This is a genomic window from Corynebacterium sp. HMSC062E11, from assembly GCF_001811845.1.
In the GTDB taxonomy this organism is placed as follows: domain Bacteria; phylum Actinomycetota; class Actinomycetes; order Mycobacteriales; family Mycobacteriaceae; genus Corynebacterium; species Corynebacterium hesseae.
Genome location: NZ_KV806789.1, coordinates 1 through 13442, shown reverse-complemented (window position 1 = coordinate 13442; position 13442 = coordinate 1). Strand labels below are relative to the sequence as shown.

General features: G+C 64.7%; 11 protein-coding genes. 9 read left to right on the top strand and 2 right to left on the bottom strand.

Translation table 11 applies throughout. The features are described 5' to 3' along the window. Nucleotides 1-7 precede the first annotated feature (7 nt). Both truA and eccB read left to right on the top strand, forming a co-directional pair. Nucleotides 8-865 (top strand): tRNA pseudouridine(38-40) synthase TruA, encoded by an 858-nt coding sequence (gene truA / locus HMPREF2822_RS04745; protein ID WP_070521662.1) that lies wholly within the window; start codon nt 8-10, stop codon nt 863-865. A 55-nt stretch (nt 866-920) separates the two neighbouring features. Continuing rightward, nucleotides 921-2180 (top strand): type VII secretion protein EccB, encoded by a 1260-nt coding sequence (eccB, locus tag HMPREF2822_RS04740; protein ID WP_070521659.1) that lies wholly within the window; start codon nt 921-923, stop codon nt 2178-2180. Here the strand turns inward: eccB and HMPREF2822_RS04735 are convergent. Continuing rightward, the gene (locus HMPREF2822_RS04735) at nt 2071-3315 is read right to left on the bottom strand and encodes a S8 family serine peptidase (protein WP_083306813.1); all 1245 of its coding nucleotides are present in this window, start codon (nt 3313-3315) and stop codon (nt 2071-2073) included. The two genes, eccB and HMPREF2822_RS04735, sit on opposite strands and share 110 nt — an antisense overlap. Continuing rightward, nucleotides 3312-4643 (bottom strand): type VII secretion integral membrane protein EccD, encoded by a 1332-nt coding sequence (eccD, locus tag HMPREF2822_RS04730; protein WP_070521649.1) that lies wholly within the window; start codon nt 4641-4643, stop codon nt 3312-3314. The genes HMPREF2822_RS04735 and eccD overlap by 4 nt, the downstream gene beginning before the upstream one ends. A gap of 129 nt (nt 4644-4772) precedes the next feature. Here eccD and eccCa point away from each other — a divergent pair, with 129 nt between their 5' ends. The 7 genes from eccCa to glmM all read left to right on the top strand — a co-directional run bounded on the left by eccCa (nt 4773) and on the right by glmM (nt 13403). Beyond that, nucleotides 4773-8501 carry a type VII secretion protein EccCa gene (eccCa, locus tag HMPREF2822_RS04725; protein ID WP_209167632.1) on the top strand — a complete coding sequence of 1243 codons (3729 nt, stop codon included), beginning with the start codon at nt 4773-4775 and terminating at the stop codon, nt 8499-8501. Then, nucleotides 8498-9628 carry a type VII secretion-associated protein gene (locus HMPREF2822_RS04720; protein WP_070521642.1) on the top strand — a complete coding sequence of 377 codons (1131 nt, stop codon included), beginning with the start codon at nt 8498-8500 and terminating at the stop codon, nt 9626-9628. Before eccCa ends, HMPREF2822_RS04720 begins: the two co-directional genes overlap by 4 nt. A gap of 178 nt (nt 9629-9806) precedes the next feature. Continuing rightward, entirely contained in the window at nt 9807-10124 is a 318-nt protein-coding gene (locus tag HMPREF2822_RS04715) for a WXG100 family type VII secretion target (RefSeq protein WP_070521640.1), read from the top strand. Nucleotides 10125-10195: 71 nt separating this feature from the next. Continuing rightward, nucleotides 10196-10483: a WXG100 family type VII secretion target gene (locus tag HMPREF2822_RS04710; RefSeq protein ID WP_070521638.1), complete on the top strand. Its 288-nt coding sequence runs from the start codon at nt 10196-10198 to the stop codon at nt 10481-10483. Nucleotides 10484-10916: 433 nt separating this feature from the next. Continuing rightward, nucleotides 10917-11360, top strand: a complete 444-nt coding sequence (gene rplM, locus HMPREF2822_RS04705; protein WP_010189505.1) for a 50S ribosomal protein L13 — start codon at nt 10917-10919, stop codon at nt 11358-11360. After that, nucleotides 11360-11896 (top strand): 30S ribosomal protein S9, encoded by a 537-nt coding sequence (gene rpsI, locus HMPREF2822_RS04700; RefSeq protein WP_070521636.1) that lies wholly within the window; start codon nt 11360-11362, stop codon nt 11894-11896. The genes rplM and rpsI overlap by 1 nt, the downstream gene beginning before the upstream one ends. Nucleotides 11897-12059: 163 nt before the next feature. Then, nucleotides 12060-13403 carry a phosphoglucosamine mutase gene (gene glmM / locus HMPREF2822_RS04695; RefSeq protein ID WP_070521635.1) on the top strand — a complete coding sequence of 448 codons (1344 nt, stop codon included), beginning with the start codon at nt 12060-12062 and terminating at the stop codon, nt 13401-13403. Nucleotides 13404-13442: the final 39 nt, after the last annotated feature.

Below are 13442 nucleotides of genomic sequence, written 5' to 3'. Positions count from 1 at the left end.
AGCATCCATGACTAACGTTCGCCTTCGCCTAGACTTGGCCTACGACGGCACCGACTTCCACGGGTGGGCCAAGCAGAAGGGCGGCCTGCGCACTGTTCAGCAGACCGTTGAGGAGAAGCTGAGCATGGTGCTGCGCCACCCAGTGGAGCTCACCGTGGCTGGGCGCACCGATGCCGGAGTGCATGCCAGCGGTCAGGTGGCGCACTTAGATACCACACGGGCGGCGCTGGGACAGCGCAGCATTGACGGCGATCCCACCAAGCTGGTGAAGCGCTTGGCCAAGTTGCTGCCTGCCGACGTCCGCGTCCACGCCTGCACCGAAGTTCCCGCAGATTTCGACGCGCGCTTTTCTGCCTTACGCCGCCGCTACGTCTACCGCATCACCACCCATCCGCGCGGTGCACTTCCGACTCGCGCACGCGATACCGCGACGTGGTTCAAGCCAGTGGACCTGGAGCTAATGCAGGCCGCGGCCGATCAGCTGGTGGGGCTCAATGACTTCGTGGCTTTCTGCAAGGCGAAGCCGCACGCCACGACCATTCGCGAGCTCCTTGCCTTTGAGTGGAAGGACGTGTCGACGCCCGCGGAGCCGCAGCTCTACGAGGCGCACGTAACCGCGGATGCCTTTTGCTGGTCCATGGTGCGCTCGTTGGTGGGCTGCTGTTTGCGGGTGGGGGAGGGCTCGCGCGGAGTTGACTTCGCCGCCCATATGCTGCGGGAAGAAAGCCGGTCCTCAGAGATCCCGCTTGCTGATGCTCAAGGTTTGAGCCTGGTGGGCGTGGACTATCCCGATGCGGACCAGTTAGCCGCGCGCGCGGAGATGACCCGTGGTCGTCGCGCTGCGGAGGACACCGAGTTGGGTTAATCTAGAACCCACTGCGCCGTGGGAGGGTGGCGCTGCGATTCGGGGGAGGATTCTCATGGCACGCGCGTTGCCAACTACCAAGGCCCAGGTATCGGGCCACAAGTTTCTATTGCGCCGCCTCGAGCACGGACTCGTGTTCGGGGATATCCGTATGATTCATGATCCATTGAAAAGGCGCCAACGCGCCCTGCTGGGCGGGGTAGCCGCAGTAGCCTTCTTGAGTCTTGGCTCGGGGCTCATCGCCTGGATGCAGCCGGACCCGCAACCCGGCGATGCGCCCGTCGTGCGTTCCTCCGAAGGGCAGCTCTTAGCGCTGGTCAACGGCACGTATCATCCAGTGGCTAACTTGGCTTCGGCCAGACTCATTGCCAACGAGCCGGTCGAACCGCATGTGGCAGGGGATAGCTTCTTAGAAGAGATGAGCCTGGGCACCCCGCTGGGGATTGCAGACGCCCCCAACCTTCTTGCAGACGTAACTGGGCAGGAACCTGGTTGGTCGGCCTGCTTGGAAGAATCAACACAGGGCGCGAACTGGCAATCCAGCAGCCGCGTTGGCACCGTGACCGTGGTGGCGCACCGCGCTGTTCCCGGATTCGATGAAGAGCACGCCGCCGTAGTGGAAACCGAGGGCACGCAGTGGCTGCTCACCGGCCAGGGGCGCGTCGTGCTGCCCGAGGCTACGAGCACACAAGGCCGGGTTCTGCGGCGCGCGCTGGGGATGACCGCGGAGACCGCCGTGTGGGCCATGCCCGCGGAGCTGCTCAACACATTTGCCGAACTGGAGCCGCTGAGCTTTCCGGCCGCCCCGCCGGAGATTCTGGATACTGGTGAGCAGCTCTGGGCGCGCACGGAGCAGGGTGTTTTCTCCATCACCCCCACACAGGCGGAAATGCTGGTCGGCCTGGGCGCACAGCGTTTGCCTGCGCAGGCGCAGGAGGTGGCCGCGCTGGGGGACGTCCCACCGTCCTTCAACCTCCCCACCACCCGTGTGGACTTCCTGTCCCCTGAGCAAGGCTGGTTGTGCGCAACTCACGAGCAAGGCGCCGGAACCATGCGGCCGGTGGCGGCCACGGTGGACTTGCCGGGGGACTCGGCCGCGCAGCGTTTCGCCGGCCTCCAGGCCGGCGTGGGCGTGGACAGCGGGCACGGCTACCACGTGGTTTCCGCCACCGGCAGGCGCCACGAGCTGGCTAGCGCGGTAGAGCTTAAAGCACTGGGTGTGGGGGAACCGGAGCGGGTGCCGTGGGAGATCCTGCGGCTGCTGCCGGAAGGCTCTGCTTTGAGCCGCGCGGAGGCCTTAGAGTCTGAGCACTGAGGGTGGCTACGAGGGCGAGGAAGGCCACGGCGCCGAGGAGAAGGCGAACAATCGGCCAGCCCTTGGCTGGTGGCGCCGCCTGCGGCCTCACCGCGACGGCACGCTCCTCACGGGATTCGCTCGCGGGCCGATAGGTCACTGCTGTGAGAGGATCAACCACCCCATGCCCGGGCTCTGCTGAGTCAATGATGCGCTGGCGCAGCTGTGCTGGGGAGTCCCCAGGGTAGCGCTGCGCCAACAATGCGATCGTGCCACTGACCAGGGGAGCTGCAAAGGACGTTCCCTGAAAGACGGTGTCCTCCTTTCCCGTGGCCCATCCGCCGCCGGGCTCCAGCGCGAGGGGAACGCTGCCTTCCGCGCTGAGCGGTGCCGTGATGGAATACTCCGCGAGGTCGTGCGGCGTGGCCAGAGCACCAACCGCGAGGACGGTTTCGGCTTCCGCGGGAAAGACCACGTCATCCTTTTCACAGCCGCCGGCCGTCGCGTTTCCCGACGCCGCCACAACCACCACCCCAGCCCCTTCCGCGCGCTGCAGCGCCGCGTCCAAGGCGGAACGATCGACCCGCGTGGCGGCCTCCGGTGGAACGCACGACACCACGGAGACGTTGATGACCTGAGCACCCGCGCTGACGGCGTCTTCGATGGCGGCAGCCAGGCTGGCCAGCGTGCCGGCCCCGGCGCGGTCCGCCTCACCATTGTCCGGCGCTGGGGTCCGGTAGTGCGAGCTGGTCTGCCGGATGGAGTAGATTTCCGCATCCGGGGCCACGCCGAGGTCCTTGCCTGCGATGACGCCGGCCACCACCGTCCCGTGCAGGTCGCAGTCCCGCAGCGGGTCAGGCTCCTCCGGGGTCACGAAGTCTGCTCCTGGCGTCACCCGTAGTTGTGGGTGGGCGGCCACCCCGGTATCGATGACCGCGACCTTCACCCCAGCACCCGTGGCAAAAGAATGCAGCCGTGCCCGGTACTCCGAGTACTGCGCGGAAGGCTGTGGCCCTGCCGTGGCGAGCGTGGCCTTCGCGCAGGCGGTATCCGGTTCGCGGGCGACGGCTACGGGCGCACACAGAGCACTGGTACCCCAAGCCAGGCAAACACCAAGCGCAGCGCCGACAGCGCCTATTTGGGTCAGCGTATTCATGATCCCAACCCCCGAATGAGCTCGAAGAGCCCCGCCACGTGCGCGGCCAGCGGCAGGCACGCGGCCAGGGCGAGAGCCTCGGCGCGCTCGAACCACACGATAGTGGTCGGCTCAATCTGCCGTAGCTTGCCTGCCCACACCGGCACGGACAGCATGGCCGCGATGACCAGACCCGCAACGATGCTAAGAACCCACGTTCCCGTCGTTGGGGCGGAAAGCAGCTGCCACTCGCGTAGAGGTACGGCCACCGCGGCACACGCAGCAGCAAGGCCATAGATTCCCAGCGCCCACGCAGCGACGGGCCGGGCGTGGCGTGCCGCATGCACGATGACACCGCCCGCGACACTCAGGCACAGGGCTTGGGAAACAATGACGGTTGCGCCCTCGTGAGCGTTGAGCGCGACGAGGAGAAGGGAAGGAACGCCCGCCAGCGCGCAGCCCACTGCGATTCCCTCGTAGGCCTGCCCGGCGCGCCGGGCTTTGAGCGAGTTATCCGTAGGGTCCTCATCGGAGATGCTCAGGTCTTGTCCGGCGGTGGGAAGTTGTGGCACCCGGAGGCCAGCGAGCCGCGTGGTGAACAGGGGAGCGCCTGCGAGTAGGGCCACGGTGGCGGCAAGCAGCGGGGCGGGGCCAAGCAGGCCGATGAGCACGAGCAGGCACCACGTCGCGGCACTTGCCCGAGCACGTATTCCGCCGATGCGCACCAGATGGGAGAGCACCGCCACGGTACCCACGGCCGCCGCCGCAGCCACGAGTGGCGCGGCCGGAATCGCGGTTCCGGATGGGCCAGCAAAGAAGGGCACCCCAGTGGCCAGCGCCCCCGCCAGCCCGGCAGCCACGTGGGAGGCCGCGAGCAGGGAGCCGCGCCGGGTCCACGCCGCGAGCACGAGGCCGATTATCGCAGCGGCGGTGCAGCCAACCGCGGGAGACAGCGCGGCGGCGAGCAACGCGCCGACGGCGATGAGCCCCGCTGCGCCCCAGAACCCGGCCAGGCCGGAAAACTGCGCTGCAGAGACGTCGGCAGCGAGCGCCTCCGCGGCATCGCGCACAATCGGCGCCGGCGATGGCTCATCGGGGCTGAGCACGAGGACGGAACCGTCTTCCACGCTGGTGCGATCCAGCGGCGTGGTCATCGATATGGTCTTGCCCGCCGCGGTAGTAGCGCGCCACAGGATGGGGGCCGGTGGGACGTCGACAAGCACGAGCAGTTCCCCCAGCACCTCCCCGAGGCTGGAAGAAAGCGGCAAGGATATGTCCGCCTCTTTGCGGGTATGACCTGCGTGGATACGGACGGTGACGTGGACAGAATGCGCGAGTGCGCGAGTCATGGAATGTACCTCCCCCGAGAAAAATTTCTGGGCAACCCCTTGCCCATTGCCTCACATTGTGGCTTACTGGTGGCACGCTGTCCACCGCTTCAGGAGGCGGTGGAGTACTTCGGGGGGAAGGACTTTGACATGCGCGTACCCACACGCGTCGTGGACACTGGGCAGCCGGCCTATCGGGAGCCGGCACCACCGTTGCCGCAGGGCAGCATTAACGCCGAGGCCGTGCCGGAGGCGGCTCGCGCTCAACCCATGCCACTGGTTCGCCTGCTTATGCCGCTGGTCATGATCGCGGCCATGCTGGGCATGGTGGCGCTCATGGTCATCGGGGCGGGGGACGCCCGCCGGATGAGCCCCATGAGCCTCATGTTTCCGCTCATGATGCTGGCCAGTATGGCCATGATGTTTAACCCGCAGGGAGGCGGGCAGGATCCGGATGAGACCCGCCGGACTTACCTGCGCCACCTCAAGGCGCTGCGGGAGGAAGCGCTGGAGCGCGGGGCGGCGCAACGCGCGCATGAAGAACACCGCAACCCTGACCCTGAGCAGCTTGGTGCATTGATTCCGACAACGCGCCTGTGGGAACGGGACGCGGATGCCCCGGACGCCTTGGAGGTGCGGGTGGGGACGGGGCCGATGGCCCTGTGCACGCCCATTAACGTGCCGGATTCGGGCGCGGCGGAGGACCTCGATCCGGTGTGCGCGGTGAGCTTGCGCCAGACCGTGCGCGCGGTGGGAACGCTGGCGGACATGCCGGTGGTCATCCAACTGCAAGCCTTTCCCATCGTTGGCCTGGCCGGCGAGGATGCGGCCGGGGTTGCCCGCGCGCTGCTGCTACACCTGGCCGTGCTGCACGGTCCGGAAACCGTGGGCATTGAGTACCACGGTGAGGAGTGGGAGTGGCTGAAGTGGCTGCCACACGTCAAGGATCCGGCCCAAGCCCAGTTCCGCATCCGCGTAGTTGAGGAGGACCAGGCAAGCGGCGTTGCCATGCCGCGCGGTGACGAGCTGGAGGATACCCCCACAACCACCATCGCCGTGGGCGTTACACCCCATTCGCCGCTCGGGCGCCGCGCTGAGGAAGAAGGCATCTACCTGCGGGCGGAGGGCGCGCTCTCCGTGGTTACTGCCGCGGGGGAGGAGGAGCTGGGACGCTGTGCGCTTGTCGACGATTCCACGGCCCTCCTGCGCGCCCGTACGCTTGCGCCCTATCACCGCCCCTTTGGCAGTGATGCTGCGGCAGCGCCCCGGCACGGTCGCGATGCAGACCTGCCGACTTTGTTGGGCTTCCGGGACGTGGATGCGCTCGAGGCCTCCGGCATGTGGACAGGGCGCAGCCCAGCTGAGCGGCTGCGCGTGCCCATCGGCGTGGACGAGTCCGGGCACGCGCTGATGCTTGATGTGAAGGAGTCCGCGCAGGGCGGGATGGGGCCGCATGGTTTGTGCATTGGTGCTACTGGCAGCGGAAAGTCGGAATTACTTCGAACGCTTGTCGTAGCGCTGGCCGCCACCCATAGCCCGGAGGAGCTCAACCTCGTGCTCGTTGATTTCAAGGGTGGCGCAACCTTCCTAGGGTGTGAGGAGCTGCCGCATACCTCCGCCGTGATTACCAACCTGGAGGAAGAATCGACCCTGGTGGAGCGCATGTATGATGCCATCTCCGGCGAGATGAACCGCCGCCAGGAGCTGCTGCGTAAGGCGGGCAATTTTGCGAACGTGGGCGAATTCAACGCCTCGGCTGCTGCGGTGGCCCAGCACGGACCGCTGCCGGCGTTGGTCATCGTGGTGGATGAGTTCTCGGAGCTTTTAGGCCAGCACCCGGACTTCGCCGAGCTCTTCGTCGCGGTGGGAAGGCTTGGCCGCTCGCTCCATGTGCACCTGCTGCTGGCCTCCCAGCGCTTGGAGGAAGGGCGCTTGCGGGGATTGGATTCGCACCTGTCCTACCGCATCGGGTTGAAGACCTTCTCCGCGGGGGAGTCCCGCCAAGTTCTCGGCGTGGTCGATGCCTATCACCTCCCCGCCCAGCCGGGAGCCGGCTACCTCAAGACGGATGCCGATGCCCCTACTCGTTTCCACGCCTCCTATGTGTCTGGCCCGGTCACGCGCCGGGTAGCGCCTGATGATTCTGAAATGAATGCGCGGCACGCCGCGCGCGTGGAGCTTTTCACAGGGCAGCGCGCGGTGGAAGAAGAGCTCGGCTTTGCAGAGCTCGTAGATTCCTCGAGCACGCTCCTGGACACCGTGGTGGCCGCCGCCCGGGATGAGGCTGCTCGGCGTGGCCAGTCGGCGCGAAGAATCTGGCTGCCTCCCCTGCCGCCCGTGGTGGAGCTGTCCAGCGTTGCCTCCTTGCGGGAAGATTCTCCCGGCGCGGGCGGAGAGTTGCGCGCCGAGGTGGGGCTTATTGACCGCCCCTACCACCAGCGCCAAGACCCGCTCACCGTGGATTTTAAAGCGGGAGGCGGGCACTTGGCGCTGTGCGGTGGACCGCAGTCGGGTAAGTCGATGGCGCTGCGCAGTATCGCCTCCGGTCTGGCACTGCGGCATTCGCCGGACCAGGTGCGTTTCTATGTCATTGACCTGGGCGGCGGGCAGCTGCGGGTGCTGGACCGGCTGCCCCACGTGGCCGGGGTGGCCGGCCGTGAGGAGCCGGAGAAAATCCGTCGCATCGTTGATGAAGTCGCCGGTCTCGTGCGCCGCCCGGAGCCCCGCCACACCTTCCTCATCGTGGACGGCTGGCACCACATCGGCACCTCCGGCGCGGATTTTGAGGACCTTGCTGAGCCGATCACCCAGCTGGTGGCCGACGGCGCCTCCGCCCGCGTCCACGTCGTGATCGCTGCAGCGCGGTGGACGAGCCTGCGGCCGTCTATTCGGGATCTCATCGCGGCCCGTATCGAGCTGCGGCTGGGCGAAGCAATGGACTCACTCATCGACCGCAAGGCGCAGCAGAAGCTCCCGGCAACGCCCGGACGGGGAATCACACTGGCAGGGGAAAACCTGCTTTTTGCCGCAACGTCCCCGCAAGACATCGCCCACATCTGCGGTGTGCATGCTGGTGCCGAGCCGGTTCCACCGCTGAAGATGCTGCCCGCCCTTCTCACCGAGTTGCCCGAGCCAGAAGACGGCTCGCCACCGGACGGGGTGGCCTGGGGAATCGGCGGGCCGGACCTCGAAGTCCTTAGTTGGGATCCAGTCACACAGCCGCACCTGGTGTGCATTGGCTCCCAAGGCTCCGGCAAATCGAACTTCCTCAGCGTAATCCTGGCCGGAATTAGCCACCTGGGCAGGGAAGCCGCCCGCTTGGTGGTCATCGATGAGCGCCGTGCACATTTGGGGACGTTGGATGAGGAGATGGTGGCGGCGTATGGGGCGTCGGCAAGCGCGGCCACCCAAGCCATTCTCGATACCGTGCGCACCTTGGAACAGCGCCTTCCCGGCCCCGAGGTCACTCCCGCCCAGCTCGCAGCGCGCAGCTGGTGGGAGGGGCCGGACATCTACCTCGTTATCGACGACCTCGACCTGGTCAGCGACATTGCCCTGGCGCCCCTGCTCGAGCTCCTCCCACACGCCCGCGATGTGGGGCTGCACCTGGTGCTCGCGCGCAAAGCCGGCGGCATCGGGCGCGCGATGTTTGGACAGTTCCTCTCTGCGGTGCGGGACCTGCAGCCAGCGCTGCTGCTTCTCGACGCCGACCGCGACGAAGGCACCATCTTCGGCATCAAGCCAACAGCGCTGCCGCCAGGCCGCGGCCAATGGGTCCTGCGCGGCATATCTCAGGGCTTGGCGCAGGTGTACGTGCCCAGCGCCGATAGTTCACACAACCCACCACAGACCACAGGCAACAAAGGAGACAACCAATGACCGCGACGCACGCACTGCGAACCCCGACAACCGCGCCAGAGACCACGCTGATCGTCACGGTGCTCGATGCCGCCACGATTTATGAAGGCCCGGAAACGATCTATCGCTATGACCTGCCCGGCACGGGAATCGCCGAGGGGTGGGCGCTGGAGGCCGTCCTTGACCAAGCAGAAAAAGTCTGCGGGGCGGAATGGCCGGACGCCACCGTTGAGGTGGTGGCGGATCCTTCCGGAACGGATGTCAGTGTCGAAGCTGTGAGTATCCTGCGCCGGCAACTCGCTGGTGCCGGTGCGACGGTCCTAGAGCCAGAACCATCGCCGCCGCCGGCACCGGTTGCGGCCAGCGCATCACAGGCTGCTTCCCACTCGGCGGTGGGGGAGCAACAGTACGACTATGACGGTGCGAAGGAGATAACTGCTGAGCGGCCTCGGGCAACTCGCCGTTTGCGCTCCCATCGCGCAGCGCAATCCCGTTGGACGGCGCTTTTGGGAGGCATCGATCCCTTCTACATCGCGATAGCGGTCATGGTGGTTGTCGTCGCCGGGGTGTCCTGGTGGGCGGTGGGGCGCAAGGATGCGGCCGTGGCGGCGTCGACTTCCGAACAGGTGGATGAGAATACGTCTGTGGCTGCCGGCGCGCCGGGTACGGCTGCAGCACCCGGTGGGGATGAGCGCCCTGGGGGTGCCGCAACGGAGGCGGAGTCCGGGGGATCCGGCAGCACGCAGCTGCGCCCTGGCCAGCAGGCCATCGAGGTTGAAGGGATGTCCCTGGTACTCCCGCAGGGATTCCGCACCAGCGTGGAGGACGGGCTTGTCACTGCGGCCGGTGAAGACCCTAATTTGCGCATCCTTTTGGCAGCCGATCCGCTCTTCAACGTTCCCGTCGACGTCCTCTTCGCCGAGATTAAAGGACAGATCGACTCCGATCCCGCCCTCCGTGATCCGGTCGAGGAATCTGGGCGGCTGACGTATACCGAGGACCCTGGAGACGGTTCGCAGGTGACGTGGATGATGTGGGAGGACAAGGGCCATCAGATGTCCGTGGGGTGCCACACCAAGTTTGAGCCCAACGTGGTTCAGAAGGCCGCCTGCCGGATGGCTGCGGAATCTCTGGTCAAAAAGGAGTAGGCGGGAGCACGCTGCGAAGCTAAAAGATTTTTGAACGCGGCGGGAACCGATGAGCCACTAGCTCAGTCCAATAAAGGTGAGAAGGACACAGGGTGCTTCTCGGGGGGAAAGAAACACACACCAAGCCCTTGGAAAAGGGATATACCCCAGGTAGGGAACAAGACAGAAAGAGAAGAACATGACTCAAACGTTCCGCACAGAAGCCGACGTAATGGTGGCCACCGCCGGCCGCGTCGACTCCACCAATGACGAGGTACAGGGTGAGCTCACCCGTCTGCAGGGTGTTGTGGATTCCGTTCGCGGCAGCTGGGCAGGCCGCGCGCAGGTTTCCTTTGACAACCTGATGCAGCGCTACAACTCCTCCGCGCAGCAGCTGCGTGAAGCGCTGACCGCCATCAGCGAAAACATCAGGGATAATGCCCGCAACTTCGACACGGTTGAGGCGGATAACGCCCAGTCCTTCGAGAACGTCGGCGGCGCGGGACTGGCCTTGTAGCGCTAGCTGCGTTCACTGACTACAGCACACGTTGAATTACACACGAGCACACAGAAGATAAGGAACACGCAATGTCTGGAATCAAGTATCAGTTCGGTGCCATCGCCGGCGCCGCAGCCGACATCAACTCCACCTCCGGTCGCATCAATGGACTCCTCGGTGACCTGAAGGCCACCCTGCAGCCGATGGTATCGACCTGGGAGGGAGATTCCGCTGCGGCATATAACGCGGCGCAAGCTAAGTGGGATAAGGCGGCCGCCGAGCTCAACACGGTGCTGGCGACCATCTCCACCACGGTCTCCCAGGGCAACGACAACATGAGTGACGTCAACCGTCGCGCTGCCGCAAGCTGGGGATAAACCGACCCGGCTGTGAGTCTTGAACTGGGTGGGTGAGCTTTTTCTTTAACACCATTCACCACCATGAGTGATGAGCGGTAGGTAGGAAGGCGCGGAGGCTAGGAAAGGAAGGCGCAGGGAATGGAAGGGCTGGACGCGCCGCCTTGACTCAGCTTCCACCGCCCGCCCAGTGAAGGCGCCGGTATCGCTTCTCATCAACGTTTCTGTCTCTACCCCCACCCCGAATGAATTGAGGTGGAGGCGTTGGTGAGGGGCGATATCGGCGTTTTGGGTTTTCAAACTGCTGCGTACTAAAGTGAAACACCTATGTGTCCGCACCCCGTCGTTAGTGGGTGCGCGCGGGCTGCAGGTCTCCACCGGCCGCTGTATGTACCGCGTCAAGGCTTACATAGCGATGGCCGGCAGTTCCGAGACAGACTTTCAAGGAGTCATTTTGTCTACTTTCCACCCGAAGAGCGGTGACATCACCCGCAAGTGGTACGTCATCGACGCTACCGACGTGGTTCTGGGCAAGCTCGCTTCCACCGTGGCTGACATGCTGCGCGGCAAGCACAAGCCCCAGTACGCACCGAACGTTGATTGCGGCGACCACATCATCATCCTGAATGCGGACAAGATCCACATTTCTTCCAACAAGCGCGAGCGCGAGATGCGCTACCGCCACTCCGGTTACCCGGGCGGCCTGAAGTCCATGACCCTTGGTCAGTCCCTGGACGCCAACCCGGTCCGCGTTATTGAGGAAGCTGTGAAGGGCATGATGCCGCACAACAAGCTTTCCAACGCCTCCATCAAGAAGCTGCACGTTTTCGTGGGCGAGGAGCACCCGTACGCCGGCCAGAAGCCGGAAACCTTTGAGTTTAAGCAGGTGGCACAGTAATGACCGAGCAGAACATCGACAACAATGTAGCCGACGCTGCCGACATCGCTGCAGCAACCGCCGCTACCGAGGAGTTCACCAACACCATCGGTGATTCCCTGGCAACCGATACCGAGGCTGAGGTTGAGACCGCTGCCCCGGCTATCCACGAGGGCCCGATCCAGACCGTTGGTCGCCGTAAGCGCGCCATCGCTCGTGTTCGCCTCGTTGCTGGTTCCGGAAACATCTCCGTCAACGGCCGTGCCTTTGACGAGTACTTCCCGAACAAGCTGCACCAGCAGGACATCCTGCAGCCGCTGACCATCCTTGAGCGCGATGGCCAGTTCGACATTAAGGTCACCGTCAACGGTGGTGGCCCGACCGGCCAGGCCGGCGCTCTGCGTCTGGCTATCGCCCGCGCACTGAACGTCTACAACCCGGCTGACCGCCCGGCCCTCAAGAAGGCCGGCCTGCTCACCCGTGACGCTCGTGCCGTGGAGCGCAAGAAGGCTGGTCTGCACAAGGCACGTCGTGCCCCGCAGTACTCCAAGCGTTAGTCTTCGCGCACTGCATTTTTCGAAAGCCGCTGCTTCCCTAGTACGGAGGCGGCGGCTTTCGCTATGTGTAGGGCCTGCACAACGTGAAGCCGCGAGTCATAGACAGACATCGTTGGTGGCCCGATCTGCGGAAGCTATGGGGTAGCAGGCATAATGAACAACTATGACTCGACTTTTTGGAACCGATGGAGTTCGCGGCCTAGCGAACAAGAAGCTCACTCCGATCCTGGCCTTGCGCTTGGGACAGGCAGCGGCGGAGGTATTGACCTCGGACCGCGAGTCCTATGAGCGTCGACCGCTCGCGATTATCGGGCGCGATCCGCGCGTGTCGGGTGAGATGCTGGATGCGGCGATTGCATCGGGCTTAGCATCGCGTGGCGTCGACGTCGTACGCGTCGGCGTGTTGCCTACCCCGGCTATCGCGTTCCTCACCGATGACTTTGGGGCAGATCTCGGCGTGATGATCTCCGCCTCCCATAACCCGATGCCGGACAATGGCATCAAGTTCTTCTCCGCGGGCGGTAAGAAGCTGCCTGATGAGGTGGAGGATCGTATTCAGGCTGCCATGGGAAGCCTCACCGAAGACGGACCTACTGCGACCAAGATTGGTCGCATCATTTCGGAGGCCCCCGATGGCCGCGAGCGCTACCTCAAGCACTTGGCCGAGGTCGTGACCACGGATCTGAGCGGCATCAAGGTTGTCGTCGATGCCGCTAATGGTGCTGCCTCCAAGGTGGCACCGCAGGCCTACGAGGCTGCGGGTGCTGAGGTCATTGCCATTCACAACAAGCCCAATGCTTTTAACATCAACGAGGACTGCGGTTCGACGCATATTGAGAAGACCCAGGAGGCCGTCGTCGAGCACGGCGCCGATCTGGGCTTGGCTCACGACGGCGACGCTGACCGCTGTTTGGCCGTGGATGCCGAGGGCAATGTTGTTGACGGCGACCAGATCATGGCGATCCTCGCCGTGGGCATGAAGGAAGACAACGATCTCCGCTTCAACACCTTGGTGGCTACCGTCATGTCGAACCTGGGCCTGAAGCTGGCCATGCAGGAACAGGGCATCGAGGTCAAGGAAACCGCCGTGGGTGACCGCTACGTGCTGGAGGAGCTCAACCGTGGCGATTACTCCCTGGGCGGCGAGCAGTCCGGCCACGTGGTGTTGCCGGATGACTGCACCACTGGTGATGGCACGCTGACCGGCCTGTCCATTATGGCGCGCATGGCGAAGTCCGGGAAGTCCATCAAGGAGCTGGCTTCCGTGATGACGGTATTGCCGCAGGTGCTTATTAACGTTCCGGTGTCCGATAAAGCCGTCATTCTTAAGGCTCCTGAGGTCAAGGAAGCTATCGCTGCCGCCGAGTCGGAGCTTGGAAACACAGGCCGCGTTCTGTTGCGCCCGTCCGGCACGGAGGAGCTCTTCCGCGTCATGGTGGAGGCTGCTGAAGAGGAGCAGGCGCGCAAGGTGGCGGGCAAGCTCGCTGCGGTTGTTGCTGCAGTCTAGTTCTACGCTGTGATGTCTAGCGACTTTTTGGACACGGAG